Source organism: Fundidesulfovibrio putealis DSM 16056 (assembly GCF_000429325.1).
Classification (GTDB): domain Bacteria; phylum Desulfobacterota; class Desulfovibrionia; order Desulfovibrionales; family Desulfovibrionaceae; genus Fundidesulfovibrio; species Fundidesulfovibrio putealis.
On record NZ_AUBQ01000003.1, the window covers coordinates 156,862 to 182,835 of the forward strand.

Consider the following 25,974-nt stretch of genomic DNA (forward strand, 5'->3'; position numbering starts at 1 on the left):
CCTCATAGCGGCATCATTTTCGCTTCAATGTAATCGCGAACAACCTTGTCGCTCGCCAGCATCAACACGCGGTCCCTGATTTCCTCCGACCCGCAATAATAAACGACCTTGAAGTATTCACCGTTGCGCAATGCCGCCACATACTTCCAAATGTTCTCTTCCTGCCGCTTCAGGCTTTTTTGCGACAGTTCGACCTCGATAGCGGCGCTCTTCCCTTGGAATGTGATCACGAAGTCCGGTATCTTCTCGGTGAGGCCCCTCCTTCCTTTTTCTTCGATGATCAGGCTCCGCAGCTTCGCGCCGCCGATGTATTCGCAATCGAGCTTCCCGAGGATGTGCTTGCAAAGCTCCTTGCATTTCCTGTCGTGGTCGAAATCCGAAATGTTGAACTTCATTTTGCCCAGATGATAGAGGTTCACGCCGAGCCGGGATTGCGTCATTTTCAGCTTGTTGCTTGAAACGAGCCGCTTAAGTCGTTCGCTCGCAGTTGACTTCGCCACTTCCAAGAAGAGCGTCACATCATCCAGGGTGCAGTATCCCCATTGATGCGCGAGTTCGATGAGTTCCTGTTCTTTCCGTGTCACAACGCCGCCTTTCTGATCCTGGTACGTTCACATGCGAATGGGACGACTCTCTGTGCCTGCTGTGAAAAGTGCATCGTACTCTTCACAACCGCGCCTTCCGAACGCCCCCTCCGTCTCTCTGCGGATTTTCGCATTTATGCCTTTCCGTCTTCATGCCTTTGTGCCTTTCTGTATTTTCGTCTTCCCGCCTTTCTGCCTTTTCGTCTTCCTGCCTTTCTGTCTTTGTGCCTTTCTGCCTTTCGATGTGCCGCATCATCCAGCGCGGCACATCCTTCCTTCGGTGGGTAATCAGCTGATGGGGTAATCGGCACGAGTCTTCGAGTGCCATTACCCCATCAGCTGATTACCCCTCTTATTCTTAATTCTTTTTCTTTCTTTTCATTATCTTACTAACTCTACTGACCTACTCTTAATAACTCTTCTTCCTTACTTCTTACTCTTCACTGTCTTTCACTGTCTTTCTTCTTCCCCGCCGCCCCGTTCCAGACCACCCTCTCTCAACTTGTTGGGAGGGGGTGGTCTGGAACGGGGCGGCGGGCTCTAATATATGATTTCATTCACTATTTTGCCTTTAAAACCCGAATCCCGGATTCGGGTTTGTGTTCGGGTTTTCAGCCCCTCCGCCGCGTCTGTTAGGTGGCTTTGCGAGGCCGTTTTCACCTGCATAGTGTCCACTACGCTCCAAATGAGGTTCATTGCGTTCCACTTGGGGGCAATACCGTTCTGGTTCATGTAAATTCGCTCCAGTTCTGTCCGAATCGCGGAAGCTTGTTCCAATGTGGTTCCAGTACGTGCCGGAACAGGGCAATTCCTTTCCAATTCGTTCCGGTTCTGGCCATTTCGACCATGGGCCTGTGAAAGCGGAGTGGTCGGCTCGAACCACCTGGTCAACCTGGCTTGATCTGCCTGACGTTCCCTGTGTGGCCTGTGCACCGGCTCCGGGCCGCCGGAATGGCCCCCCTCGCTCCGCTCGGACTCTCCGGCCCCAGCGGGCGCAAAGCCGCCCGCCAGGGCTCGGAGAGAAAGCCCCACTCAGTTCCTTTTGCCATCAGGCCTGGCCACACGCTCGGTATCCTCGGCCACGACCCGATACCGTTTCACCAGCATCGGCGATGCAGCCGACGCGGCTGACACGTTCGGGCTTGCAGTCACGGCGCGAGCCCTCGGCTCGCCTCTGAGAATCCTGATGACATCCTCGGCATAGGCACGGCCGCGTTCCGTATCGACGCCCGGCGTGTGATAAGCGGCCACGGCGCGCCAGGTCAGGCCATGCTGTTTGATGGCCTGGCCCAATATCCAGACGCCGACCTGGATGTTGCCTGGTTGGTCAAGAACGCTCTCCAGGGGCAGCCTGTAGCGCCGCAGCCATTGGGAGTTCACCTGCATGACGCCGATATCGAAGGAGAGTCCGGCGGCCATGGCCGCCCGGCTCACCTCCAGCGCCTGTTCCCTGCTCGATGTCTGAACCGTCCGGCCCTGGATGTTGAGCGCCCAGGGCCGCATGGCGGATTCCTTAGTGGCGATGGCCAGCGCCAGCTGCTTCGGAACGCCGTAGCGCTCGCATGGCGCGTCAAAGAGCGTGTCCAGGGCCTGGCCGTGAGCAGGAGACACGGCGAGCAGAAGGATCAGCGCGGTGCAGGGCGCCAGGGTTCTCAGCATGGCCAGGATGGGTGTCATGGGATCAGCCGAATGGGAGTTTACGGGATGGAATGTCATGAGACCTGTTCGCCGTGCGGCTAGTAGTAATGGATTTGGGCCAGCGTCCAATTCTGTTCGGCTTCCAGGTCCACCTGGCGCTCGATGGTATCGCCCGGGGTCAGGACTTGCCCGTCAGTGGAGTAGACAATGAACACGACGACCTGGACCCCCTGTTGGAGGTTGCGTACTTGGCGCACGATCACTTCCGCGACATGGAGCTGGCCGTCAGCAGAGACCTCCAGGAGAAGAAACGCCCGCCCGATCCTCAATTCATCGAGAGCCGGGAAAGGTCCTTGCATCGACCTCAGCAGGTTGTGAGCCATCATCTGGGGGTGGACTTGCATCACTGGACCGCGCGGATGAGATACCGGACCCGCGTGTGGACCGGAGCGGTTTCGGAACTACCGGAGTATGTCCCGGTTTGAGCGCTGACAAAGGCTGTGCCCGTCAACGATCCACTATTGAGCGACCCGGAAATTGAGCCGCCTGATGTTGAACGAGTTTCTGTGTTGTAATTTGCACCAGTAACAGCACCCATGCCTCCACCACCTGTATAATCCCCTCCTGTATTAACTACTGTCTGCGTAAACCAATATGTTTGGGATGACGCTGATCCGCTTAAAGATGTCGAATTCAACCCACCACTGACAGGTGCGTTTTGCCCAGGAACGGACACGGTATGCGACCTGATGGTGTCCGAAACTTGCGTGCCGACGAGCCCTGCCGTGGTCGTGCCGCGCAGGAATTGATCGTTGAAGTTAGGAACCGCCCCACCGCCCAAGACCACGCGCAAGCGGTCATACTGGCTGCCTGCCGGAACGGCCTGGCCGTTGCATTCGAGCCACTTGGACACATCGAAGGGACTGGAGTTCGCAGGCCAAGCGACCACCGTCCCGACGGCGATCGTGCTCTGCGCAGTGATCGGGACCGTTGTGGGGTTGAAACTGGTCGAATCGGCGGCCAACCCAAGGGAGTGGGCAGCCGTGAGCATGACGATTGTAACAAGCGAAAAGATGCATCTTCTCATATTCATACTCCGTGACTTCATTTGGCGCATGTTGTGCAAACCAGGATTCGCCCGTAGGAAGACGCAGGGTTGACCCAACCGAGATTGTCGTCCGTGGTGAGCAGGCGCAAACGAACCCGCCATTGTGTGGCACTGGCAGTCTCGGCCCAGCTCTGGAACGCTGTGATGGGAGGAGCGTCAGCTCCGGCAGCTGCGAGAGTGGGAGTCACGAATATCTGTGGCGTCATGCCGGTGCCGGGGGGGCAGGACGGCATGGTGATGAGGTCCCCATCCTGCGCCAGTTGGGTCCCCTTGAGCAGGAGTGAGTTCCCGGTATCAGCGACAACCTCCATCTGCCCATTACGACAAATGTAGAGGCCCTGAGTCACATCCAGGAAAACCCTGCCTTCCGTGTCGGCATCACAGGTTTCCGTGCCAAGCGTCCGCGCAGTGAACTGCACCTCCTGGACCTTGCGGATGGCGTGATCCGTCATGTCCAGCTCAGTCTGCATGGCGTTCAGCTCTGGATGGCCCGGGACAGCGATCCTGTAGAGGAAATCCTGGCCAAGGCTGCTGGAGTCGTAGGTCGAGAGGGTGCCCAGATGCCCGGCTCCGGGCGTAGGGACGCCCACGCTGGCCAGGTCGAGGGTCCAGCCTCCATAGGCTCCCTGCAGGACGCCGGTGGACTGTCCGGTGATCGCGCCTGTCGGGATATAGCCACCCGTACCGCCCGCCATGGATGCGGCCGACGGCACAACTGCGGTCCCGAATTTCGGCTGGCCCGGGTCATGGCCAAGGCCGCCCGTCGTGAGGACCACGGCCTGGATCGCGTTCGCCGACGGCTGGCGGAAATAGACCTGATAGGATTGACCCCAGACGTTCTTCCCCGTGAAGCCTGCCGGAAGGAACTGCTCCGTGACGAGCGGGCCGGTAGTGATCACGGGGCCACTGGTTGCGGTCGTAGAGCCCAGTAACGTGGTCTGGTGCTTGCGGGCATAGGACGCCGCCGCGCGGCTCACCTGGGTCAACTGGTCCGCAGCCTGGCGCTTCTGCATTTCCGTGGCCCCGTGCTGCCACAGTGACGCGATCGCGGGCAACAGCACGAACATCACGAGTAGTGAGGCTATGACTTCAATGATCTTCATTGGACCTCCGGGCCTTATTCCGTCCCTGTGACACTGACCAAGCTCCCCTCGGGGACGAAGCCCGGGACCGGCGTCACGCCATCCGGCACCATGAAGCCGGCGCTTGCGCGGCCCACTGCTTTACTTCCCCAGAACAGCTCGCGTGTGGCTTCTATTTCGTCGGATGAGGCAGTCCCCCAGACATACAGGCAGCCGGAATCGACCCGGGCTCGCCAGGGCCGCAGGGGTACGTAGCCGGCCGGCAGCGTCAGCGCCGCCGTCGGCACGTCCCCAGCGCCCTTGTGCCCGTCGAAGACGTAGCGGTAGACCTCGTTTCTGAAGACCGCGTAGTTCGTGGCCACCGCCCGGGCCTGCAATGCTTGCGGCGCATCCTCTTCCACGAACCGGATCAGGGCCATCACCCCCATGAGCACCATCAAAATGGCCAAGGCCTTCATATGGCCTCCAGCCCGTCGCGGCCGATGATGTTCTTGATCTGGCGCATGTCGTCGCCAAGGGAGTGGAGCTGGCAACTGCGAAGCTTGGCCCGTGTGCCTTGCACGCGCATCAGGGATTCATTCGACTGGCCAGGATAGGGGAATGGCAGCAAAAGGAACTGAGGCACCTTCTGCAACCGCTCCTCGCACTCCAGGTCCTGGAAGATGACCGCCAGGAGCGAGTTGGCCAGGTGCCCGGCCGCATTGGCTCCATCGGTCTCCCTGGCCCAGTTGAGCAGGCGCTCCAAGGCGGCCTGCACATCAAAGCCGTGGATGGTGGCCACCACCAGTTGCTGACGCGATCCCATGGCCACCCGCAATGACTCCGTGGCCGCGTGTCGCGTATGGATTTCCCCGATGAAGATCACGTTGGGCGAGGCGTACAGGTGCGCCCGCTCGATGTGGACGGCCAGCTCGGCTTCCGAGTCGATTTCGGTCTGGAAGCAGTAGCCGTGTTCCCCCCAGGCCCCGGCCAAAGGGAGTTCCGCCGGGCACTCAAACGTCACCCCATGGCCCCCGAAGTGCTCCAGACGGCCTGCCACCAGGGCGCTGGCCGTGGTCGTCTTGCCGGAGGCTTGCGCTCCGGCCACCAACACCAGCCCGTGACGCTGCTGGCGCATGAGCAGCCACTCGCATAAGTAGGGAGGTAGCCCCAGCGTCGAAAGACCGGGCACCTTTTCGGGCAGCCGGCGCAAGAACCAGGTTCGGCCGCCGTTCACGTCCTCGAAGTCCGCCGCCCGGTAGTGCACGTCCTGGTGCAGGAACCGGATAGTGGTTTTGCCTACGCGCGCCCCTGTCTCCGGATCACGGCGCGAGGTCAGGAACGCTCCCGTCAGCTTGTTGGGCAGATCGGATATCTCATCCGCATACTCTCCGGGCAGCTCCACCAGCTGTTGCCCCGAATCGGGGCAGCCCTTCAGCCGCCCCGTCCCGTCCGGCAGGATCAACAGGTCGGAGAACACAAGATCCGACAACGGCATGCCTACCTCGCAGCAAATATGATGGTGTTGTTCGAGCTGCTGCACGCCGACTGGATGTCCGAGACACTGCCTCCGGTCACGTCCGTGCCATTGACGCTCACGCCAAGCCATGCGTCCGCTTGGAAGGTGGCCAACTTGGTGCTCTCCTCCCTCGGGACTCCAGTGAGTGTGATGGTAAACGACGAGCCGTCCGAAGACGCGGCCAGGGTGATGGTTCCCCCGAATGGGTTGACCAGCTCCGTGCCCTTTACGAACTGCTTGGGAACCAGGCCCGCGTTCAGCGCCATGGTATTGTCCAGACCCGTGTAGCCGGGGCTTCCCGAGAACAACTGCTGCGTCTGCATGCGCAAGACGATTAAATTCTGTTCGGTGTCGTTGAGCTTCACGCCGGTAAAAGCCTTTTGCAGCCCCAAGGCCGCTCCGGCCAGGACGATCAGCGCCACGAGAATCGCGCCAATGGTTTCAAGAAAGCTCATTTTACATTCCTCCAGCTTGCAGCAGTTGTGTTTGCAGAGAGCCTATCGACGCGGCGATAAGGCCTACCAGACCCGTAATCAGCACAAGAGCGAACAGGTTGAGCACACGGGACTGCCGTTTCACGCGCTCCACCCCATCGTCCATCCACTCCGTGGCCAGTTCGTTCATTCGCAGGTGGAAGCCCGGCAAAGCCGCGTACACCCTTAAATCGTCAACGATTTCATTGTCGGGGAAATCAAAGCCTGAGTCATACAAGGCCTCTCCGAGGTTCTTGCCCATGCCGAACTCCCGAGAAGCCGCCAAAACCCGCTCACGCAGGTACGGCGTGGTCGATTCCGAATCGAGGATGCTCTCCAGGATACGGGACAGCTGCACGCCGGCCCGCATCATGGTGGCCAGGGTATAGAGCCAGGTGCAGCCCACGGTGAGCCGGTAGATCGACCAGGGCGGGATCGCGTCGGCCACCTGGCGCGTCCTGCCGGTCCAGAACGGCAGGGCAGCTGTTCCGCAGGCGATGGCCCCAAGGAGCACCGCGAGGGCCATGCCTCCTGCCGGCGATGCGACGAAGCTGGTCAGCGCGTACAGAGCCCAGGCAGCGCCGGTCCAGGAAGAGGGCGAGGAGAGCGCTGCCAGGTTGGGCATGACCATGATCGACACCACGGCGAGCACGACGCCCACCATGGCGAACAGGAACACGGGGTAGGCCAAGGCGGAGAACACTGCGCGGCGCATGGCAGCCTTGGCCGTGAGCAGTCCGGCCGCCAGCTGGAGGCCCTCGGGCAGTGTGCCCGAGCGCTGGCCGGCGGATATGAGCATGATCTCTTCCGGACTGGCGAAACCGGTGAGGCTCGTCCCCAGGTCGAGGCCGAGCGAAAGCGATTCGAGCACCTGAGCGTACACCAGCCTCACCGGAGACTGGCGTTGTTCAGCTCTTGCCCGCAAGAGCTCCACCGCGCGCAGCAGGTTCAGGCCGTGGTTCGTCTGCGCCGCCAGCTTGCGCCATGCGCGCTGGCGGACGCCCGGACCAAAGCTCAAGCGCGCCGAGAGGTATTCCGTCTTTTTCACGGCCGCCCCTCCAGGAACATCTGGTTGAAGTCCAGAGGCACCCCAAGGCGTTCTTCGGCCAAGTACGGGTCCACCACTCCCTGCCGGATCAGGTCCAAGGCGTGCTGCACGTAGCTCTTGCCGTGCTTCTCGTTGAGCCAGTAGTCGTATGCGTCGGCCATCTTTTCCGCACGCAGGTGCGCCAGCATCCGCTGGTCGAGGGCGATCACCTCCGCCGCCACTGTCTGCGACACCAGCCCGAGCCCATGGCACTTCTCGCAGCCCGGGCCGCGCACATGCACGCCCTCCTGCTCGGCCAAAACGATGTCCAGCCGCTGCTGGACATCCCGAGGCACGAACCGCGCAAGCTCCTTGGGTTTCATTTCCAGCATCTTCACCTTGCATTCAGGGCAAAGCACCGGCAAAAGGCGCTGATAGGTGAGGCCCGCCAGCACGTTCGGGTCGCACAGAAGATCCAAGGCGTTCATGGCTTTTCCCGAGAGGATGCTCACCAAGCGGGCGATGATCCCGAAGGCGTTGTTCGCGTGCAGAGTGGCCCACACTCCGTGCCCCGTCAGCGCCGCGTCTATGGCCGCCAATGCCGCCGCGTCATAGCGAATCTCGCCGATCATCAGCACGTCCGGGTCCGAACGCATGGCCCCGGCAATGGCGTCCTTGTACGCCTGGGCTCGCTTGTTATCGTCCTTGACTTTTTCGATCAGGACCTGCCGCACGCCCCGCAATGGATACTCAGGCGGGTCCTCCACCGAAAAGAACGCCTTTTCCGGAGTCCGCTCCACCATGGCCTCCATGATGTGTTTGAGCAGGGTAGACTTTCCGTGCCCGGTCGGGCCGGAGATGATGGTCAAACCCGTGCGCCGGGTGAGGAACTGCATGGTCTCGCAATGCTCCGGCGTGAATCCCAGCCGTCCCATCCGTTCGGCCAGGCTCCCCTGGGCCAGCGTCGAGTCGTACAGGAGCCGCAAGGCCATGGACGTGCCCACGCTATCCTGCGCCTGGGTGATTTCGATGGGCTCGCAGTGAACACGCGCCGAATGCACGGGGCCCGGCAGGTACTCCCGCTTGGCGATGCGTCCTTCCTGCCGCTCCGACGGGCTGAAGCTCGTGTCCGACGACTGCCCCATCTTCTGGTACAGGCACGCGATCACCTGGCGGCCGAACGGTCCTTCCAGGTGCGTGTAGTTCGCCAGCATCCCAAGTATTCTGAACCGGATCATCGTATACGGGCCGGAGTCGATGATGTGGATGTCCGTCGCGTTCGCTTCGTACGCCTTGGCCAGAAGGTCCATGGCGTACTGCACCACGTCGTTTTCGCCCTGTCCGGTCCTGGCGGACTGGTTGGCGTATTGCTTGTCGAACTCCTCAGGCGGGTGGAATTCGTATTTAATAGCCCCCCACGAGTGGTATAAATGACTGTAGCATTCCCGTACCTCTGGTTCGTCGCGCACCTCGGCGCTCACGTGCAGCACGCCGTCCACAAGCGCCACACGGCTGCGCAGCTTGGACGGAATCTTTTCGAATATCTTCGCGGTCTCCATGGGCGTCTCCCTATTCAAATCCGATCATGGTTAGGCTTCGGCCTTTCCGGATTGAAACTCCGTCACGCCCCACAGCTTCCACAACGCCGTCGGCCAGCCGGTCGCCAGGACGAACCCCCACCACCTTCCCGGAACCAAGCCGGACCCTTGCCGTCAGGCGTCCATCCGCTCCCTGGACGCTTTCAACCACCGGCCCGGTCTGGGCTTCCTTGTGCACGGGTGAGGTCACGGCCGGAGGAGGTGCGATCACAACCGGAGCAGCCGCCGCCTTCGGAGCCCCTTTCTCCCGCTCCTGAGCTATCGAAGCCTGCAAGCGCGCCTCCTCCAACTCCGCGCGCAACCTCGTCAGTTCCTTCAGATTACCTGCCACCGGCACCGTCACGGACGGCGCTCCAGCCTGGAGAGACGGCGCAACTGTAGCTGCGCCCGGGGCCTCGGCCTTCGGCGCGGAAGCCGGAGCGGAAGAGGTTTTTACGCCAGGCGAAGAAGGAGCCGACGCCCCGGCCTTGATTGGAGGCGCTGGAGGGGAAAAGCTCTGCCTGACCTCCCCGACGATCATCCACAGCGACGGCACCACCAGCGCCAGCGCCCCGATCCACATAATGATTTTGCGCTTGTTGCGTCCTTCACCGAGCAGCATTGGAAGCCTCCTCAGGGAATCTGATCTCACCGCTCAACAGCACGCTCGGGTCCGAACGCATGGCGTCAGCAATGGCCTTCCGGTACGCTTCTTCTCTGCGCTGCTGCTCAGGCGCCTCCGGGAGAAAGGCACACAGGCCCCCACCGGCCCGAAGCGGGCCGGAGCCCGTGCCCTTCGCCCGGGCAGTGTTGCCAGCTCGGCTGCCTGGACTGTTCAAAGGCAGGCCTGGGAGGGCGCGAGGTGGACAGGCTTGCCCTGGGGAATAGGGACAGCTTGTTGAAGTTGGCGTTCCCTGTCCGGGCTGGGTACGCTCCGCAAAGAGCCTGCACGCTTCGCGTGAAGAGGGCTTCTTCTCGGGCGCGTCGCCCTTGCCTGGAAGCATCACGTTGTCTTTATCTGAGGGCATAAATCTTCCCTTTGAGCGCCCATGCGCCTTTGTCATTGGAAACACTCGAAAGCGTGAGTCCCGGGAATAATGTGAGGCCTTCCGGGAACGAACCGTCCGACACAACCAGCGACGGCACCCCCGCAAGCTCCCATTGCCCCTCAAGCCACGGGCACCAAACCTCGATTCCATCCACCTCACGGCGCTGAGCCCCGGCAAAGGAGAGTTTCAGATGTGCTCCCAGCAGTTGGGCGCTCTCGTACAGCCGCCGGGATGCCTGCTCCCGGGGAAGGAGCCCCTTCGGGCGTTCCCCCTGGGGCACTCGCACCGGCCAGGACAGCACCGCCTTCTGCGGCGTCTCAAGACGCGCTCCTGCCGGCAGGGCCAGGAAACTGGCCCCAGGCTGGTGCGCATACCAGCCCGACACCTCGTTGCCCGTGAACGATGCGCCATCGAGGACCCAACCGCTCACCGTCACGGGCAGCCCCAGGATCGCGGCCATACCGGCATCGAGCATGGGACCAACAGCGCCCGCGGACTCCCACTGCTTCGGGAAATACATCTCCGGGCGCGCCTCGATCTCGCGCCGGCGCTCCTCCTTTCCCACCAGCAGCGCTTGCGCCGCAGCTTGAGCGCGCTGCTGCTCCTCATGCTCCAGGTACAGCTTCAAGCCGAAGCCGCCGCACATGAGGACCACCACGCCGCCTGCCGCCCACAGCATGCCCGGGCGCAACCCATAGCCGTCCCGCAATGGAGTGAGCGCGGCCCCTCGCACGAAGGGCAGCTCCAGTGAAAACTGCGGCAGCAGGGCGGTAATCCACCGCACGCTTTCTTCCACGTCCTCGCAGCGCTTCGACTCGAATTCCGTCTCAGGTATCCCCGCAAGTCCCTGGAACCAGGCTTCGGCCTTGTCCTGCTCCGAAAACACCAGGTCGCCTTTCACGTCGATCTGTCCACGGAACAGCGAGAACACCCACCAGTACGGCCCCTGGGCATCCTCCAGGCGGAAAAAGCCCAGGAATCCATCCGACGGGATGCGCAGACTCGATGCCAAGGGCCTCACGCCGCGCCAACGGCGCTCATCCCCGCCGCTCCAGCCGAACCCGTGCTGGCGTTGCCTGAACGTCACCATGTCCGCCACGGGGTCCAGTTTGCGGGCTTCGCGCCGCAACGCCTCCATGCCCGGACGCGGCGAATCAGGACGCCAGTGCAGCCCCACCGCATAACGTTTGTTGCCAATGACCAACTCACGCATGACCTAGACCTCCGCCGATTCCACCTGGATGGTGATAACCAGCAGCGTTCTTCCAGACTTCGCCGTCCTCTTTGTGGTTGGTATTCCAAGTGATGTACTTGAATCCGTGGACTGCTTCTCAAAACCGCACAGCACGAGCGTTTGCCCCATTCTCATCGCTGAACGCTGTGCGAAAGCGCGAGTCGAAGTCTGCGGCAACTGAAGTGTGATGTCCGACGTCTCGATCTCCTTCATTTCTTCGAGCGCCGAGAGATTGATGTTGTATTGGAGGATCACGCGGCGCTGATCGAGGATGTGCGGGATGACGGTCATCGCGAATCCCGTGGTCACCTCGCCGGGCGTCAACTCCGTGGTCTGCTGGTAGTTCGTGGTGGAGGTCCCGGCGCTGGCCAGGTAGGCGTGCCGCTCGATGGCCATGACCGGCACCGGCTGGTTGCTCATGACCAGGCCGCCTGCAGAAGTCACCTGAGAGGCATTTCCCCATTGGCGTAATGCCTGGAGCACTGCCGAGGACCCCTTGAGCTTGCCGGATACGATCGTGGCGGTCGCCGTGTTGAGATTGCCGACATTGGTAAGGCTTCCGGCAGCGATCGAAAGTTCCTTGTCCTCGAAGATCCCCTGGAGGTTGAATCCAATGTCCGTATTGTCGCTGATGGACAGCGACCACACCTGCACCGTGAGCGCCACCTGACGGCCAAGCCTGCTGTTGATGTCCTCAACGAAGGTGGCCACCCTCCTGACGGAGTCCGGAGTATCCCGAACAGTCAGAGTTCCCGCAGCCTGGTTGATGACCACTGCGCCTTTCGGCGACAGCAGCGCCTTCACGGCCTTCTCGGTGTCACCGAAGATGTCGAAGGACAGCTTCGTTCCGGTGGACTGCGCTGTTTGCGCAGCCGTGTCCGAACTGGAAACGGCGCTGTTGACCTGCGATCCGCTGATGGTTGAGGAGCTGTTTTCTTTGGATTTGTTCGTGACCTTGTTCTCGAACGTGACCGTTCCCGGAGCGCCGAGGAGGGTGAACGTCCTGACCATCATCCGGGCGAACACGATGCTTCCGCTCTGCTTTTCAAAGTCCCAGCCGTAACCCGATGCCACGGCCACCTGGTCCAGGAGTCCCCGCAACGGGCCGTCGTAGGATATCGACAGCTGGCGTCCGGACAGCGCATCGAGCGCGGGGGTGGTAGCTTTTCCAGTCCCCCCGGGCACGCTCAGCAAAGACTCGAGTTCCAGGTTCACACCAGGCTGGCCAGCCTGGGGAATGGCCGGGGGAGTCTGCTTTGGCGCTTGCGCCGCAGGGCTAATGGTTCCCTCCGCATCAGCGCCCACCTGCACGGGCAGTGAAACCAGCTCGCCGATGGCTGCGGTGATCTGCGACAGGGTGCCTTTCTTCTTGAGCGTCACATGCCGGTTCAGCACGGGGTCCGCATCCGTTCCTAACTCAACCGCCTTGGCCCCTATGTATGGCTCCGTGGTCACCATCACGGCCCGTGAACGGCTTTGCTCCCTGAACTTCTCCCCCTGGCGCTCTATATCCACTTCATGCTTCTGCGGTTTTGCGCAGCCGCTCATGGCCAACACCAGCAACATTACGGCCAGCACCAGCATTTTACTTCTTGTCACAACTACTTCCTCCTTCTATGGCTGCTGGCTTAGTCTTCAGCCACTTCAACGACGTTGTTTCCCTGGTATATGGTGACGCGCAACGCATGCCCGCCCCGCTGCAACCCCGTGAACAAATCCTTCACGGCCTCCTCGTACGACCCGCCGAAACGGGCTGGCGTCTCCAACACGTAGTCTCGCTTCGAGCGCCAAATCAGGCGATACTTCGCCCGCACGGCCCATTCCTCCATCTGTCGCTTCACACCGCCCGGCTCTACCGCCCATTCCAATACTTTGGCGGAGGTCGGTTCAGCCGCCACTTCCGGCAGCACCTTTTCCACAGCGCCGGCGGAGGGCGGGGTCAGTTCTGCAAGTGCGGCCTGGACAGCAGGGGGCGTCCCCGCCGAATTCCCGGCCGGAACCGTGGCTTTCGCGGGAGCAGGGGCAGAGGCTGGCGCGCCAGGCTTGCCCTCGGGCGCTGAAACCTGGACCGGAGCAGGGGAAGGCGCGGTTGCTGGCTGAGAGGATGCGAGGGGCTTGGCGGGACGATCAGCAGTCCTGGCCACAGGCTGTGCAACAGCCTCTGCCTTGGCCACAGCGGCAGGAGCGCCGGCGGCAGGCTCACGCAAATACACAAGCCTTCCGACCTCCAAAACGCTCTCCGGGGCCACGGAGTTCCAGCGGCAGAAGTCCGCCACCTGGATGCGATTACGCTTGGCGATCCGCGCCGCCGTGGCCTTGCTCCGGACCGGTGTCGCATCGCCTCGCGCCGCTTCAAGGGCGGCCCGACCCCCAGAGACGGGCATCATTCTTTCGGGATGGGGCTGGGGCGGAGTAGAGGAAGCAACCGGAGTCGTGGCCGGGCGATCCTCAACGGCCTGCTCTTGCGGCAAGTCCTTTGACTCCACGGGAGAGGCCGGGTTTCCGGCCTGGAGAGGCGTGGCCACGCCCACGACCCGGACGGTCCCGAAGCTGTTGCCATCGGCTGTGCGCACCCGCAGGTAGCACGTCGGCGGCGTTTGCCCTTGGAACATGTCCAGGGTGTAGCCGATGGCAATGCCGTTGCCGTCGGAAGAGACCGAGAAGCCTTTCTCGCGCAAGGCCGCCTCCAGCGCGTTGCCGAAGGGCGTCTTCACCTTCGCCAGGCTCACGGAGGTCGATCCAGGCGGATACTGTTCGGCCAGGTTGTCGGCGGCAGCTTTCGCCAAAGGACCGGCATCGCCGGGATACGTGTCCGTCACGCCGTCATATGCCGGCATTCCGCCGATCTCGGCACGGCGGCCCTGCATGGCGCATCCGGACAGACACAACACCAGAAGCAGTAAGTATTTTGCCATCTTCACGCCTCACTTCTTCCGGATGGTCACGCGCTGCTGTTTGCTGCCAACTCCAGAGATGAGGAACGTCTCCGGGAAAATTCCGTCCACGATCATCGACAGGTTCTTCATGCGATAGTTCACCATTTGGTCCTGCCCGCCCGAACGGGAGAACAGGACCGGCGCGTCGCCGGTCTGAACAGCCGCCGGAAGTTTGATGAACGTCTGACGCCCATCGTCGAAGACCTGGACGGGCTTCCAAGGAGCATCGCCCTTGACCTCGTAGCTGAAGTTCAACTGGCTCAAGTCCTTCGGCTCGCCTGCCGCCTCGGCCGTCTTCCACTGCTTTTCCTTGGCCTCCTTGTCCTGCTTCTCCCGGTATTTGGCGGCTCCTTCATCAGGGTATAAAAAGCCTACGCGCGGCGTATGACCGTTTTTTTGGCTCACAAGCTGCAAGTAGTAAGAGCGTCGATCCGTAGTAATGAGAGCTGTCGTGGATAACCCCGCATCCACGGGCTTGATCACGATGTGCGCGGCAGGCCCCGATTTGGCCACCTCGCACATCCAACGGGCCGAATCACCGACAAGCACTTCATTGACCGCCTCGCCAGGCTGCAATTCCACAACGCAGAGCTGGTTCGGCGCACCCACCACGACAGGAACGGATGCCCCGAAGGTGAACAGTACTTTTCCGCCTGCCTGGACTGGCGGGACGCCGGCACTCTCCCATTCCCGGGCCAGCTTCACCGCCTGCTGCTCACGCGGGCTCAATTTGACGTCCGGGCTCATGTAGTCGCCAGGGGTCAAGGGCTTGATGGGCAATTTCAGGTCCATCGTCTGGCCGTCGCCTTGCCCTCCCTTGCCCCGGCCGGGCGCGTCCGCCCCGAACACCGGCTGCACCCACAACCAGGTCAGGATCATCAACAAGATCGCCTTACGTCTTCTCATCACTCCGCCTTCCTTTCGGGTTCAGTTACCGCCAGACTCGGGGCGTACCAGACGCCCGCCGCGCGTTTCCCGCCTTGGTCGATTTCGGCCGCCGCCACGAAGGCCGCCAGGATCATCCCGACCAACACCGGGCAATACATCACGGCCAGACACCACCAACTCAGGCCCGGCGTTTGCCGGACCATGGACCCTGCTTGCGGGCTCATAAATCCCCCTTCTCTCCGAACGTCCAAACCGGCTGCACCTTTTCCAACCCCGCCAAGGACACCAGTCCGAAGTACCGGCTGTCGAATCCCTGCGGGTTCGCATCCGACATCACCAGGGCCATGCCCTGGGCGATTGGCCCAGGCCGCAGCAGGCTTTCCGGCATCGGCCGAAAACGGCTATCCGTGTCACGGGTGCGGCTCTCCTGGAGCAAGATCCCGTTCACCCGGATGCCGTCCGGGCCGATCTCAAGCACGTCGCCGGGCACACCGGCCACGGCCTTCAGCAGCGGCGCTGGGCAGTGCTCAGCGAGTATTGTCTTGACGCCTGGACATGGCACGGCCTCCAGGTAGCCGCGCTCCATGGCCAAGGCCGCAAGCGGCCCCGTAAGCCGAAAGGTCGCGTAATCCCCACGAACGACAGGAGAACCAGCAGGAGCAACGCGGTAGATGCCTAGCGGCATTGACGACGTGAAGTTGAACCGCAAATGGAGATGAACAACGCCAAAGTACAGGACGAACAGGAATGCGAGGACGATGGTGGATAATCGCAACGTCCACTTCCAAAAACACTTCAGTACCTCGGCAATGAACTCACCTACGCCAGCAACAGCATCCCGGCCCCATGACCGGCCACCATCATTTTCAATTTGCATACGGCCCCCTGAACACCAAATCCTTGGTAACGGTCACGTTGAAACGGTATCCGGGCCGTATTTCCAAGGTCGGCTTGATGTTCATGTTTTTGGAAAGCATCTGTGACGTGGTCTGGCCGAGCTGCGTCGCAAGCGACGAGGCCATCTGCTGCTGGAGGGAAGGCGAGTTGTTGGAGCCGAGGGAGGCGGTGCTCGCTGGGGTCACGGTATCCACTGCCCAGGAGGTGCCGCCAGCTATCAGCGACATCAGGATGGCGGAGCCGAACAACCGGAAATAATGGTTGTCCACATCGTCGCTGAACCCGGCGTAACCGGCGCTGTCGGTCCCCGGCATCGTCTCCAGGGTGACGGACGAGCCGTCTGGGAACACGATCCGGTTCCACGCGACAAGCAGGCGCGATTGGCCGTAGACGATGCGTGAATCGTACGATCCATGGAGCTTCGATCCCTGCGGGATCAGAAGGTTCTCACCCGTGGCCGTATCGAAGACGTTCTGGCTCACCTGGGCTGTGATGCGCCCGGGCAGGTCCGAGTTGATTCCCCCGACCATCACCGCAGGGATGACCCAGCCGGTTTTCACCTCGTACTTGTACCCGGGAACACGGGTTTCCTGTGAAACCCACCGGCCGTCCGTCTTCGCCCGGTTGAAGAATCCCTCTTTGTCCTTGTCCGCCGCCGGGTCGTATGCCCCCTCCCGGGTCGGCATCATACTCTCCAGGTTCAGTTCGCGCGGGGCCTGGGGCTGCCCCACCTCCCTGGCCAGGATCGGCGTGCTCGCAACCTGTGCCGCATCCTTTTCCCCGGATTTCTCGGGCTTCTCGTTGCCCCGCTTCAACAGAAGCGGGGACGACAAGGCATTCATGGCCTGCTGGTGCTTGCGCTTCTGCAATTCGTCCAGCTCACGCTTGTTGTCGAGAGGTGTCGGATTCGTGACCACCGTCACCAGCTTCGGTTCTTCTTTCTTCGCTGCCGCAGAAGGCTGCGGCGGAGGCTGCATGAGGCTTCCTTGCGGAGCCTGCAACAAGGGAGCCTTTGTCTCCGTCGTGTTCACCGTCTGACGCGGTGCTTGCTCCTTCTTTTTCTTCGAGTCCGCCGAGTCCATCATGAACAGCATGAAGACGGCCACTGCCAGCCCCACGGCCAGCAACGCATACAGGGGCCATTTGGCCATGCGTTCGACCTGAAGAACGTCCTCGGGCTTCTCTTTTTCAGGCGCTTTGACCATCTGGCGCTCCTATTTCCGGCCCTGTGCGCCAGAGTCCATGACCGTGGAAACCGACATGGCCACCACGTAGATGCCGTTCGGATTCTTCAGCACCTGCGCATCGGTGGCCGGAGGTTGCATCTGGATCGTCAACGTGGCCTGGTAATTCTCGCTGCTCATCTGGATGCCCGCATAACTGCGGGTCACTTCCGTCCATTCGACACGCCAGGATTCCGCGCTCACCTTGGAGGGGAGTGTCTTCACGATGACCTGGACCATGCGGTCCTTGCCTCGCTCAAAGGGATTGTACGTCTTGAGCCATTCCTTGACCTGGCCCCTGGCCGCCCCCTCCAAGAATGCATCGAGCTGGTCCACATACCGTTTCTGAATCTCCAGGTCCGGGCTCACCGTGCGCCAGCGGATAACGAAGTTGGCCAGCTCCGCCTGGATCACCTTCGTCGAAGGCCCGGTGGACTCGTCCGCCCTGCCCACGGCCATGGTTTGCCCCAGCTGGTCCACCTCGACCACGTAGGGTACGATCTTGCTCTTTGTGGCCTGCATCACGTTCCCGGCCACGGAGATGAAGCAGATTCCCAGCGTCACGATCGCCGTCGTGCGCCAAAACGCTTCCCTCTTGATGTAGCTGCCGTAACGCTCAAGCCATTCTTCGCGTCCGCTCACGTATGACGACTTCTCTTTGGGCGGTTGCGCCGCAGGACTCTCTTTCTTACGGAAAAACATCACGTGATCCCCCAGTGTTCTTTATGGACTTCAAGACTTCTTCTTCATGTTGTCATGCATCCGGCGTAAGTTCTGCATAGCTCGACCGGTATGGGTTCGTTTGTCGCCTTGCATGAACGCATCCTTATGGGCCTTGAACATGGACCCGGCCATGTGCCCCATTGCGCCAAAGCCGGTCTTCCCGGCTGCGCTGGCCATGCTCGCCGCCTGGGCCGTGGCCGATGCCCCACGCACTCCGGTCGCCGCCGCACCAATGGCCATTCCCGCAGCAGCGCCCGCGATCCCGGCCACCGCGCTCCCCAGCGCATGACCACTGCTCACGTGCGATCCAGAAACGATCCCGGCGCAAACCTCCGGAATGCTTTTGGAAAGTGCCAACAGCACAATTGATGCGCCGAGTACGACGAATATGCTTTCAAAAGTTGCTGGGGCACCCTTCAGCTCTTCCGCGAACTGCATTGCGATGGTTATGATGACTTCCAGCACGAAGAGCTTGATTCCGACCGCGAGTGCATAGCGCATGGCGTTAAACGCATATTCCTTGGTGTACGTCAGGCCGCCGAACCCTAGTAGTAACGTCGCCGCATTCAGGGCGATCATGGCCTCACACTTCACGAAGACAATTTGTGCTGTTATGAGCGCGAATACGATTAGCAACAGTGCCGCGCACAACACCATTCCAAACGCATTCATAGGTTCCCACTTTGTTATTCCATTTAATATATTTTTGACTATCGCAAGGCCCACATCAATCGGACCTGACTCGACCATGCTTGCGCCACCGAGCTGTCCGGAAATCTTTTTCAGCCCGTTGATGATATTCCACGACCATTCATGATAATTGGCGATGACCGCCCACATGAACATTGTAAACAGAATTACGAGCGCAAACTCCTTCAGAATGTTGTCTAGAGCTGATCTGTTGAGAGCTGCACGCACGCCAAAGACGAGGATGTTGAGGATCACGCACGTCCGAAACAGACTCATGGCGACGCCTGTCAGAACACTAGACCAAGCGTCGGTCTTTTCCTTGAATTTGGAAACGATTTGCACTATTATATCAGTGCTTGGTCCGCCGCTTCCGCCAGTTGGCGCTGGTGTCGCATCTCCCGAGGGAGGATACCCGTCGGCCTCAGGTGTCCACTGGTCATCGTACGGATTGAGAGGAGACGGTGGTGCTTCCACCGCATAGACCGCCACGGCAATTCCGAAAAACAGGAGTACTGTTGTTATGACGACGAACTTCAAATTATGCATTAGCATTACCCTCGTCATCCTTTGCGTTGGTGGATGCAACCAGAGCAGCAAGTGCAAAGACACTTCCAGCTTGAAAGGTGATGAGTTTGTGAAGGCTGTTGAACACAACATCGCCAATGGCTGCCCTGTCAGCGAGAAAGACAAGAAGGATGTCTATTCCATTCAACACATGTATGACACAGACAAACTTAAAAAACATTTGGACAAGCCTGCTTCAAAAGGTCCCGCTGCTGGATTTTAAAATCCGGCGGCAGGTGTAGTTGAAGTCGGAGCGTTCAGCTTGTCAGTCTTCGTGGCCTGCCCCCACGCTTCCTGGTCGAGCACCTTTTTGCGCTCGTTCATGGCCTGCTGGGCCTGGGCCTGGGTGGAGACCGCAAAGAGCTGCCTCAGCTTCTGGCTCTCCTGAAGCAGTCGGCCCAGGAGCTGGTTCCCCGCCATGACGGCCTTCACCTGGCCGTCAGGGGTCTGCATGAGTTGCTGCACGTCCGTGTCGAGCTGGTCTGCGTTCTGCTCGATGTCTTCGATCTGCTGCCCAGACACCTCGAAAGCCGCCTGCTGCGCATCCATGGCAGCCTGGTCAATGGCGTCCTTCTCCTCGCCGACCTCGTTGGGGTTTTTCCACGGCTTCGCGCTGCCGCCATCGGCGGAAGGCAGAGTCAACCCCTTCTTGGGCGGATAAATCTTGTTGAATATCTGGCTCAACGCCGAGGCATCGCCTCGGTTGAGCTTCAACTGTTTCGACAGCTGTGAAACCTGGCTAAACTGTCCTTGCAACTGCCCAAGTATGCTTGAGGGCAGGGAAGCCGTATTTTTCAGCATGTTCTGGTACTGATCAAAACCCGTCTGGACCATCTGTATCTGTTTCTGCGTCTGCTGCATGGCCTCGCTGACCTGCTTGTATGCCTCTTGCAGCTTTTCAACGTTCGTTATCCTGTCTATCATTTGCGTAAACTTATCACTGCAATTCGTGCAGAACACGACAGGAGATGCCTGCGAAAATGAACATGTTGAGAACAGAAGCAGCCACACCAACGGGAAAAATGATCTCACCATCACCTTTTTCATGCCGCTCTCTCCTTGAGCCACTCTTGTGGCCACGATTCCTTGTGGGTTTCCTGTAGGACCTTGATCCTGGCGATGCTTTCCTTGTCGCTGACGCCGACGAACGCCAGGGCCTTCTTCTGCAATCCCAACTGCACGAGCCGCCGACCTTCAGGCGTGACCCAGTAGTAATCCCGCTTGGGCCTGGCGGTGGAAATGATGTCGATCTGGCGGTCGTTTAGGCCAACCGCTTCGTAGTAGGGACGCTGGTTGATCTCACGGGCGGAAACGTTCGCGAGGAACACTTTCGTGTGGCAGGAGTCGGCCAGGACGTTCATGATGCCTGATTCGGCAGCGTCAGAAATGTTCTGCGTGGCCAGAACAACCGCGCAGTTGGCCTTACGCATCACTTTCAGCCACTCCCTGATCTTGGCCAGGAACACGGGATGGCCAAGCATGATCCAAGCCTCATCGAGGAGAATGACCGTGGGCTGGCCCGTGAGCGCGCGCTCGATGCGTCGGAACAGGTACAACAGCACTGGGATAAGGGTTTTATCCCCCATGCCCATCAACTCCTCGACATCGAAGGTCAGAAAGGAGCTGATATCCAAGGTGTCCGACTCGGCATCGAGCAGGTGGCCCATGGTCCCGTAGCGGGTATAGTACCGAAGGCCCTCCTTCACCGTGTCGTCCTGGACCTGGTTCACGAAATCCGACAGGCTGCGCATGTTGCGCGGGTTCCCCGCCAACAGCTCCATGGCCGCGTGAATGGCGTTGCGGATCGCCGGAGTCACCTTCACTTCCTGCAACACCAGCAAGTCGGCAATCCAACCCTCGGCCCACACGCGGTCGGCATGATCGTCAATGTGTTGCAGGGGAGCGAAGGCCAGTCCCTTATCCTTGCCGAGTTCGTGGTGTGTGCCGCCCGTGGCGGTGCACAACGGATACAGGCTCATACCCTTGTCGAACGCGAATATCTGCGCCCGCTCATATCGCCTGAACTGTGCGGCGATCAGGGCCAACAATGTGGACTTACCGGAGCCAGGAGGCCCGTAAATCAGCGTGTGCCCGACATCCCCCACATGGAGGTTGATCCAGACCGGCGTGGCGCCATCGGTCGTGCAGACCATGAGCGGTGGCGACTCGGCCGGATAGAACGGACAGGGGCAGAACTCCTCGCCGGTCCAGACGCTGGAGAGAGGGAGCAAGTCCGCGAGGTTCATGGTGTTGACCATGGGCCTGCGGACATTGGCGAACCAGTTGCCCGGGTGCGAACCGAACCACGCTTCCATCGCATTGATGGACTCGATGCGGCATCCGAAACCCATGGTGATGAACGTCCGGCGCAATTCGCGAGCCCAGTCGCGCAACTCCGTTTCATCCTCATGCATCAAGACGACGTTGGAAGTGACGTATCCGGCTCCGACATACCCGCCCTGGACCTCTGTGAGCGCCTCCTCGGCGTCCGCCTCCATGAGCTGGGCATCCCGGTTCAGTCGCGGATTCGCGTGGTTGAAGAGCTTGTCGAAGAAGCCGACGACGCCCTGCTTCCACGCTTTCCGGTAGGTATTGATCTCCTTCTGGGCGTCATACTGGTCCAGGCAAATGAACCTGGTGGAAAACCGGTACTGCAAAGGCAGTCCGTCGATGCTGGCCAGCATGGATGGCCAGCTCTCCTGCGGCAGTCCGTCGATGGCCACCACGGCGAGGCGTTTTTCGCCAAGCCGGGGGGCGAAGCCACCGACAAGATCTTCGGACCCCAACAACGCATCCAGGTACATGGGGCATCGCGGGATGCGCACCGGCTGGTCCACGCCGCTCACGCACAGTTGCAAGTGGGACAGGAGTTCGCTGTACCAGACCTCCCCGTCCTCCTCCTCGATCGGGTAGTCCTCCAGCCTGCGCATGGACGCCAGAACGGCAGACATGGCGTCCTCGAACTCCAGGAGGGTATGCTTGAAAACGGCCAGGGATCGTTCAAGAGCGCTGGAAGTGGCCCCTCCGACCCGTGCGGCCGCAGCCACCTTCTGCACTCCCAAATCCGGCCTGAACGCCAGGGTGACGCATGTGCGTGTCCGGTACACATCACCGCCGAAGTAGCTCCGGCGCTCATCGTCGATCATTTGGGTGATCGGATCGGGGAAGAAACTCTTTTCAGGCGAAGAATACGCCCGGTATTTGGCACGTACGGCGTCCACATTGAGCAGCCAGTTGGTGCCCAGGACCCGAGTCGCGTTGTTGAACTGCGCGGAAACGCCGGCCAGTTCATCCGGCGTGCTCGATGCGGTGTCGTGACCGCTGATCTCGAACCCGGCCAGAAACGTGCCGTCCTTGCACATGACGATGCCCGGTTCAACAAGGGCAGCGTACGGCAAGACGGTTCCCAGGCCCCGGTTTCTCGACCGGAACTGTCTCAGGTCGAGCATCAGGATTTCCTCCAGTCCTGCGATCCGAGGCTCCAGATGCTGGATTTTGCGGGATAGTAGAGCTGTTGCAGGCTGTGCCGCCACCAGACCCGGCACATCATGGGGTCGGCCTTGGCCAGCCTGCGCAGGACGAACATCCCGCTGATGTAGAGCAGCACGGCCACGGCCGCCCCGATCTTGTTCATCCCGGCCATGGCCACCATGAAGGACGCAAGCGCCAGGTACAGAACCGGATCGCGCTCCGCTCCCATGACGTGGTTGTGACGGTGTAGAGATTGCCGGATGGGGGTTTTGCGCGGCGCGATGCTCATACAAGCGCCCCGCTGAAGCTGAACAGGCCGTCAACCACATTCGTGGCCAGGGCGATGAAGCAGATGGCCAGGATGACGTCGAGCGCGAGCTTCACGCCACCGGTCAGATCCTCCTTGTGACGGATGAAATAGAACCCCACCAAGGCGATGCCCGCGATGGCGATATATCTGCCCCAAGGCCCGGTGATGTAGCCGATGAACTTTTCCAGAGGGCTGGTGAACTGGTCGAGCCCGCTGGCGGACGAAGCCAACGCCATGGAGCAGGTCGTCAACGTCAGGATGGTCGCGCTGGTCAGGGACAAATACAGTTTTCTCATGCTGCTTCTCCAACGATGTATTTTTCATGCCATGCTTCGGCACGGGATGAGTGCCGATTGTTCACAATGAACTTCGTGGAATACGACTTGCTTTGCTCGTCATAGCCATCCACATGCATTACCTGCGACACTCTTCTGCCTTCCATGCTCTTCTCGATGAAAACGACTACATCCACGGCGCTACCGATAGTCCATTGCATGGGGGCAGGCGTCACTTCCGCTACAAGTTGCTCCAAGCGCCTCAGCGCCTCCAGGGCGCTGTTCGCGTGCAGGGTTGCTATCCCCCCGTCGTGGCCGGTGTTCCATGCCTTCAGGACTTCCAGGGCGGCCCTGTCGCGCACTTCGCCCGGGATGATCCGATCCGGGCGCATGCGCATCATGACCTTGGTGATCTTCTGCATGTCCCAGCCCTCGGCGGTGCGGAGAGAGACAGCATTCTGGCTAGAAATCTGGATTTCGCAGGTGTCTTCCATGACCAGCACGCGGTCATGCGGGCACAGCCTGGACATGGTTTCGATGAGCGCGTTGACGAGGGTGGTCTTGCCGGAGCCAGTGCCACCCGCAACGATGATATTGGCGTGTCTCAGGACCGCCTCTTCCAGGAAATCCTTGGTCCTGGCATCCATAATGCCCGCCTCGGCGTACTCGGCCAGGGTGAACACGCGCGCGGGTTTTTTCCGAATGCAAAAGGAGGGGCCAGGAGCCAGGGGAGGAATCACTCCCTCTATCCGGCTTCCGTCGATAGGGAATTCCCCTTCCACCACGGGTGAGCATGCCGTGATTGTCACGCCCAGGGCGCTGGCCACAAGGGAGAGGATTTTTTGTCCCTCAGCAGGTGACATGCGGCAGGCCTCGAACATCGGCTCGCCGAACTTCTCCAGCCACAGCCGGCCGTCGGGGTTGAGCATGATCTCCAGCACGTCCGGATCGCGGAGCGCTTCCATGGCCACTGGCCCCATGGCCTGCTCCAGGTTTCGCAAGAGACGGTCGTCAATCATCGCGTTACCTCAGCTTTATGACCGCGATCACGGTGATGCAGGCTATGACGACCTGGATGGCCAGCAACAGCAGCATGCTGTTGCGGAAGTCGCGAAGGATGGTGCGGATGGCCCCGATCGAGGTCGCTTCCAGGGCCTGGCCGATCTTGTTGGCCGCCGCCTGGCTCTGCGTGAAGTAATCCGTCACGTTCCGGTCGAGCAGCTCCTTGAACTCCTCGCGGTGTCTCCTGAGCAGCAAGTTGAACTTCCCGATCAGCATGTTCATGGCCGTGGGCATGAACAGGAGCACGGGATCGTCATCCAAAACCTTGACCCCCAGCTGAGCCTGGATCGCAGCCACCACGTCCTCTCCCCTGAGGAAGATGGATTCCGCCTGCTCTTCCTCCTGCTGTCCCTCCCGCGCCTTCGGCGCTTTCCGGGAACTCACGCCTCCTCCAGGAGCCCAGCCGCGTCCACGACGGTGAAAATGTCCCGCCAGTAGATCTTCAAGCGGTGCTTCACCATCAGGTACAGTTCCGACTCCGGGGCCAACGCATCTTCAAAGGTCTGGTTGCGCGCCAGAAGTTCCCGCAGGTTCTTGCCGAACGTCGATTCGTCGCGCTCAGGAAGGTCGATCACCGCGTGGATCAACTTTGCGCTCTCGTGGTAGAAATCCCACTCCTGGAACCGCTTCCCGTCGTGCTTCACCACTCCGTCCTTGTGATTGAGCCACACGACGATGGGAACATTCGGGAAGAACTTCATCACCAGGGCCAAGCCGTCCACGGTGTCCTGCAACGCCTGGCCACCCGTGACGACCGTGTGCATCATCAGACGTACGCCCATTTCGCCGAACATCTGCGGAATCTCTTGCTGCTTCAGGTACTTAGTCGCCGGATAGAAGGTGGACGCCCCGGAGTCGACCACCATGCACGTTGAGTCCGGCATCGTGCTGACCATCTCCACGATTGCGTCGAACTTCTCCTTGTCGATCAAGTCCTCGTCCTTGAGCAGTGGCAGCACATGCACATTGAACTGCTTGTATGCCGCGTAGGAGTGATTCACGACGTCGGTGTCCACCCCCATCACTTCCATGCCTTTGGCCTGGAAATACTGATGGAGGACGAACGCTGTGAACGTCTTGCCGACGCCGCCTTTGCCCTGAAGAATCCAATGCACATGTTTCATGTTCTCATCCGTTGATTTTCACCCCGCGCGGGATTCCGTAATCATCCTTAACAGCGGGTAAGTTGGTGTTCGCCGTCCCTGGTGTGGAACTCCCCGCAGCCGGAACCAGCGTTTGTGATTCTTGCCCGCTCTTGGCCGCTACTATCACTTCCATTGGAAGTGCGTTGCGATGCAGGGTGTAACCTTTGGCTTTCAAAACCTCTTTCACTGCTTTCTGAAATGTCTTGAAGCAATATTGCGAAATCTTCTTCTGAACGATGTACATCCGGTACACCTCAGCCAGTGTGTGGCTCTTCAACAGCAACTTCAGTATGTCGTCCATCAGTTCGACTGTTTCCACACGTGCCAGATTGCGTTTGTTCGCATACTTGTGCGGCGTTTGTTCAGGACTTGGTTTCATGACTACGCCCTTGCCCCTCGCCCCTCTTCACGCCGCTTCGGCGTGCAGGCTCTTCGGCGGAGCCGTACCCAGCACAAACAGGGAACGCTCGCCTCTCGATCCGCGACAGGCTATGAAGGGAGTCCAGAAACCCTACCTTTT

Annotated in this window: 28 protein-coding genes; 1 reads left to right on the top strand and 27 read right to left on the bottom strand. The window is 60.5% G+C overall.

Annotation, left to right across the window (positions count from 1 at the left end):
* Positions 1-2: 2 nt before the first annotated feature.
* The 19 genes from G453_RS0100830 to trbL form a co-directional block, all read right to left on the bottom strand.
* Positions 3-584, bottom strand: coding sequence for a hypothetical protein (locus tag G453_RS0100830; protein WP_027189502.1), 582 nt, complete (start codon positions 582-584; stop codon positions 3-5).
* A 1,032-nt stretch (positions 585-1,616) separates the two neighbouring features.
* Positions 1,617-2,261 carry a lytic transglycosylase domain-containing protein gene (locus tag G453_RS0100840; protein ID WP_235731656.1) on the bottom strand — a complete coding sequence of 215 codons (645 nt, stop codon included), beginning with the start codon at positions 2,259-2,261 and terminating at the stop codon, positions 1,617-1,619.
* 59 nt (positions 2,262-2,320) lie between these two features.
* Positions 2,321-2,479: a hypothetical protein gene (locus G453_RS27650; RefSeq protein ID WP_156920743.1), complete on the bottom strand. Its 159-nt coding sequence runs from the start codon at positions 2,477-2,479 to the stop codon at positions 2,321-2,323.
* Positions 2,480-3,326: 847 nt separating this feature from the next.
* Positions 3,327-4,433, bottom strand: coding sequence for a shufflon system plasmid conjugative transfer pilus tip adhesin PilV (pilV, locus tag G453_RS0100850; protein WP_027189506.1), 1,107 nt, complete (start codon positions 4,431-4,433; stop codon positions 3,327-3,329).
* A gap of 14 nt (positions 4,434-4,447) precedes the next feature.
* Entirely contained in the window at positions 4,448-4,870 is a 423-nt protein-coding gene (pilM, locus tag G453_RS0100855) for a type IV pilus biogenesis protein PilM (protein ID WP_027189507.1), read from the bottom strand.
* Positions 4,867-5,889: an ATPase, T2SS/T4P/T4SS family gene (locus G453_RS0100860; RefSeq protein ID WP_027189508.1), complete on the bottom strand. Its 1,023-nt coding sequence runs from the start codon at positions 5,887-5,889 to the stop codon at positions 4,867-4,869. Before G453_RS0100860 ends, pilM begins: the two co-directional genes overlap by 4 nt.
* Positions 5,890-5,891: 2 nt before the next feature.
* A complete protein-coding gene (locus G453_RS0100865; protein ID WP_027189509.1) occupies positions 5,892-6,365 on the bottom strand; it encodes a type 4 pilus major pilin in 474 nt (157 codons plus the stop codon).
* Position 6,366: 1 nt separating this feature from the next.
* Complete coding sequence (locus G453_RS0100870; protein ID WP_027189510.1) at positions 6,367-7,431, bottom strand: type II secretion system F family protein; 1,065 nt, start codon at positions 7,429-7,431, stop codon at positions 6,367-6,369.
* A complete protein-coding gene (locus G453_RS0100875; RefSeq protein ID WP_027189511.1) occupies positions 7,428-8,969 on the bottom strand; it encodes a GspE/PulE family protein in 1,542 nt (513 codons plus the stop codon). The genes G453_RS0100870 and G453_RS0100875 overlap by 4 nt, the downstream gene beginning before the upstream one ends.
* A gap of 10 nt (positions 8,970-8,979) precedes the next feature.
* The gene (gene pilP, locus G453_RS0100880; RefSeq protein ID WP_027189512.1) at positions 8,980-9,609 is read right to left on the bottom strand and encodes a type IV pilus biogenesis protein PilP; all 630 of its coding nucleotides are present in this window, start codon (positions 9,607-9,609) and stop codon (positions 8,980-8,982) included.
* Positions 9,610-10,001: 392 nt separating this feature from the next.
* The gene (locus tag G453_RS0100885) at positions 10,002-11,249 is read right to left on the bottom strand and encodes a type 4b pilus protein PilO2 (RefSeq protein WP_027189513.1); all 1,248 of its coding nucleotides are present in this window, start codon (positions 11,247-11,249) and stop codon (positions 10,002-10,004) included.
* A 3-nt stretch (positions 11,250-11,252) separates the two neighbouring features.
* Complete coding sequence (locus G453_RS0100890; protein WP_043643888.1) at positions 11,253-12,854, bottom strand: secretin N-terminal domain-containing protein; 1,602 nt, start codon at positions 12,852-12,854, stop codon at positions 11,253-11,255.
* 44 nt (positions 12,855-12,898) lie between these two features.
* Positions 12,899-14,185, bottom strand: coding sequence for a TcpQ domain-containing protein (locus G453_RS0100895; RefSeq protein ID WP_027189515.1), 1,287 nt, complete (start codon positions 14,183-14,185; stop codon positions 12,899-12,901).
* 9 nt (positions 14,186-14,194) lie between these two features.
* Positions 14,195-15,112: a P-type conjugative transfer protein TrbG gene (trbG, locus tag G453_RS21625; protein WP_051271334.1), complete on the bottom strand. Its 918-nt coding sequence runs from the start codon at positions 15,110-15,112 to the stop codon at positions 14,195-14,197.
* Entirely contained in the window at positions 15,112-15,318 is a 207-nt protein-coding gene (locus tag G453_RS0100905; RefSeq protein ID WP_027189516.1) for a hypothetical protein, read from the bottom strand. The genes trbG and G453_RS0100905 overlap by 1 nt, the downstream gene beginning before the upstream one ends.
* A complete protein-coding gene (gene traF / locus G453_RS21630; RefSeq protein ID WP_051271337.1) occupies positions 15,315-15,971 on the bottom strand; it encodes a conjugative transfer signal peptidase TraF in 657 nt (218 codons plus the stop codon). Before traF ends, G453_RS0100905 begins: the two co-directional genes overlap by 4 nt.
* Positions 15,961-17,142 carry a TrbI/VirB10 family protein gene (locus G453_RS0100915; RefSeq protein ID WP_235731657.1) on the bottom strand — a complete coding sequence of 394 codons (1,182 nt, stop codon included), beginning with the start codon at positions 17,140-17,142 and terminating at the stop codon, positions 15,961-15,963. Before G453_RS0100915 ends, traF begins: the two co-directional genes overlap by 11 nt.
* 63 nt (positions 17,143-17,205) lie before the next feature.
* On the bottom strand, positions 17,206-17,856 hold the full coding sequence (locus tag G453_RS21635) for a type IV secretion system protein (protein WP_235731658.1): 651 nt from the start codon (positions 17,854-17,856) through the stop codon (positions 17,206-17,208).
* A gap of 90 nt (positions 17,857-17,946) precedes the next feature.
* Positions 17,947-19,173, bottom strand: coding sequence for a P-type conjugative transfer protein TrbL (gene trbL / locus G453_RS0100925; protein WP_169725269.1), 1,227 nt, complete (start codon positions 19,171-19,173; stop codon positions 17,947-17,949).
* Between trbL and G453_RS28290 the strand changes: the two genes are divergently transcribed.
* Positions 19,148-19,414, top strand: coding sequence for a hypothetical protein (locus tag G453_RS28290; protein ID WP_027189519.1), 267 nt, complete (start codon positions 19,148-19,150; stop codon positions 19,412-19,414). The genes trbL and G453_RS28290 overlap by 26 nt on opposite strands.
* Here the strand turns inward: G453_RS28290 and G453_RS25815 are convergent.
* Genes G453_RS25815 through G453_RS0100970 form a run of 8 tightly spaced genes read right to left on the bottom strand, consistent with a single transcriptional unit; the run spans position 19,411 to position 25,833 of the window.
* Positions 19,411-20,238: a hypothetical protein gene (locus tag G453_RS25815; protein ID WP_051271340.1), complete on the bottom strand. Its 828-nt coding sequence runs from the start codon at positions 20,236-20,238 to the stop codon at positions 19,411-19,413. The two genes, G453_RS28290 and G453_RS25815, sit on opposite strands and share 4 nt — an antisense overlap.
* A complete protein-coding gene (locus G453_RS0100940) occupies positions 20,235-22,640 on the bottom strand; it encodes a VirB4 family type IV secretion/conjugal transfer ATPase (RefSeq protein WP_027189520.1) in 2,406 nt (801 codons plus the stop codon). The genes G453_RS25815 and G453_RS0100940 overlap by 4 nt, the downstream gene beginning before the upstream one ends.
* Positions 22,640-22,951, bottom strand: a complete 312-nt coding sequence (trbD, locus tag G453_RS0100945) for a conjugal transfer protein TrbD (protein ID WP_027189521.1) — start codon at positions 22,949-22,951, stop codon at positions 22,640-22,642. The genes G453_RS0100940 and trbD overlap by 1 nt, the downstream gene beginning before the upstream one ends.
* Complete coding sequence (locus tag G453_RS0100950) at positions 22,948-23,268, bottom strand: TrbC/VirB2 family protein (protein WP_027189522.1); 321 nt, start codon at positions 23,266-23,268, stop codon at positions 22,948-22,950. Before G453_RS0100950 ends, trbD begins: the two co-directional genes overlap by 4 nt.
* Positions 23,265-24,266, bottom strand: coding sequence for a P-type conjugative transfer ATPase TrbB (trbB, locus tag G453_RS0100955; protein WP_027189523.1), 1,002 nt, complete (start codon positions 24,264-24,266; stop codon positions 23,265-23,267). Before trbB ends, G453_RS0100950 begins: the two co-directional genes overlap by 4 nt.
* 4 nt (positions 24,267-24,270) lie before the next feature.
* On the bottom strand, positions 24,271-24,693 hold the full coding sequence (locus tag G453_RS0100960; RefSeq protein WP_027189524.1) for a hypothetical protein: 423 nt from the start codon (positions 24,691-24,693) through the stop codon (positions 24,271-24,273).
* Positions 24,690-25,433, bottom strand: a complete 744-nt coding sequence (locus G453_RS0100965; RefSeq protein WP_027189525.1) for a nucleotide-binding protein — start codon at positions 25,431-25,433, stop codon at positions 24,690-24,692. The genes G453_RS0100960 and G453_RS0100965 overlap by 4 nt, the downstream gene beginning before the upstream one ends.
* Before the next feature lie 4 nt (positions 25,434-25,437).
* Complete coding sequence (locus G453_RS0100970) at positions 25,438-25,833, bottom strand: hypothetical protein (RefSeq protein ID WP_156920746.1); 396 nt, start codon at positions 25,831-25,833, stop codon at positions 25,438-25,440.
* Positions 25,834-25,974: the final 141 nt, after the last annotated feature.

Bases quoted from the DNA above. Each gene is read 5' to 3' on its own strand.
- G453_RS0100840 (WP_235731656.1), bottom strand. From the start codon at position 2,261: ATGACACCCATCCTGGCCATGCTGAGAACCCTGGCGCCCTGCACCGCG.
- pilV (WP_027189506.1), bottom strand. From the start codon at position 4,433: ATGAAGATCATTGAAGTCATAGCCTCACTACTCGTGATGTTCGTGCTG.
- pilM (WP_027189507.1), bottom strand. From the start codon at position 4,870: ATGAAGGCCTTGGCCATTTTGATGGTGCTCATGGGGGTGATGGCCCTG.
- G453_RS0100860 (WP_027189508.1), bottom strand. From the start codon at position 5,889: ATGCCGTTGTCGGATCTTGTGTTCTCCGACCTGTTGATCCTGCCGGAC.
- G453_RS0100865 (WP_027189509.1), bottom strand. From the start codon at position 6,365: ATGAGCTTTCTTGAAACCATTGGCGCGATTCTCGTGGCGCTGATCGTC.
- G453_RS0100875 (WP_027189511.1), bottom strand. From the start codon at position 8,969: ATGGAGACCGCGAAGATATTCGAAAAGATTCCGTCCAAGCTGCGCAGC.
- pilP (WP_027189512.1), bottom strand. From the start codon at position 9,609: ATGCTGCTCGGTGAAGGACGCAACAAGCGCAAAATCATTATGTGGATC.
- G453_RS0100885 (WP_027189513.1), bottom strand. From the start codon at position 11,249: ATGCGTGAGTTGGTCATTGGCAACAAACGTTATGCGGTGGGGCTGCAC.
- G453_RS0100890 (WP_043643888.1), bottom strand. From the start codon at position 12,854: ATGCTGGTGCTGGCCGTAATGTTGCTGGTGTTGGCCATGAGCGGCTGC.
- G453_RS0100895 (WP_027189515.1), bottom strand. From the start codon at position 14,185: ATGGCAAAATACTTACTGCTTCTGGTGTTGTGTCTGTCCGGATGCGCC.
- trbG (WP_051271334.1), bottom strand. From the start codon at position 15,112: ATGAGAAGACGTAAGGCGATCTTGTTGATGATCCTGACCTGGTTGTGG.
- G453_RS0100905 (WP_027189516.1), bottom strand. From the start codon at position 15,318: ATGAGCCCGCAAGCAGGGTCCATGGTCCGGCAAACGCCGGGCCTGAGT.
- traF (WP_051271337.1), bottom strand. From the start codon at position 15,971: ATGCAAATTGAAAATGATGGTGGCCGGTCATGGGGCCGGGATGCTGTT.
- G453_RS0100915 (WP_235731657.1), bottom strand. From the start codon at position 17,142: ATGGCCAAATGGCCCCTGTATGCGTTGCTGGCCGTGGGGCTGGCAGTG.
- G453_RS28290 (WP_027189519.1), top strand. From the start codon at position 19,148: ATGACGACGAACTTCAAATTATGCATTAGCATTACCCTCGTCATCCTT.
- trbL (WP_169725269.1), bottom strand. From the start codon at position 19,173: ATGCATAATTTGAAGTTCGTCGTCATAACAACAGTACTCCTGTTTTTC.
- G453_RS25815 (WP_051271340.1), bottom strand. From the start codon at position 20,238: ATGAAAAAGGTGATGGTGAGATCATTTTTCCCGTTGGTGTGGCTGCTT.
- G453_RS0100940 (WP_027189520.1), bottom strand. From the start codon at position 22,640: ATGCTCGACCTGAGACAGTTCCGGTCGAGAAACCGGGGCCTGGGAACC.
- trbD (WP_027189521.1), bottom strand. From the start codon at position 22,951: ATGAGCATCGCGCCGCGCAAAACCCCCATCCGGCAATCTCTACACCGT.
- G453_RS0100950 (WP_027189522.1), bottom strand. From the start codon at position 23,268: ATGAGAAAACTGTATTTGTCCCTGACCAGCGCGACCATCCTGACGTTG.
- trbB (WP_027189523.1), bottom strand. From the start codon at position 24,266: ATGATTGACGACCGTCTCTTGCGAAACCTGGAGCAGGCCATGGGGCCA.
- G453_RS0100965 (WP_027189525.1), bottom strand. From the start codon at position 25,433: ATGAAACATGTGCATTGGATTCTTCAGGGCAAAGGCGGCGTCGGCAAG.
- G453_RS0100970 (WP_156920746.1), bottom strand. From the start codon at position 25,833: ATGAAACCAAGTCCTGAACAAACGCCGCACAAGTATGCGAACAAACGC.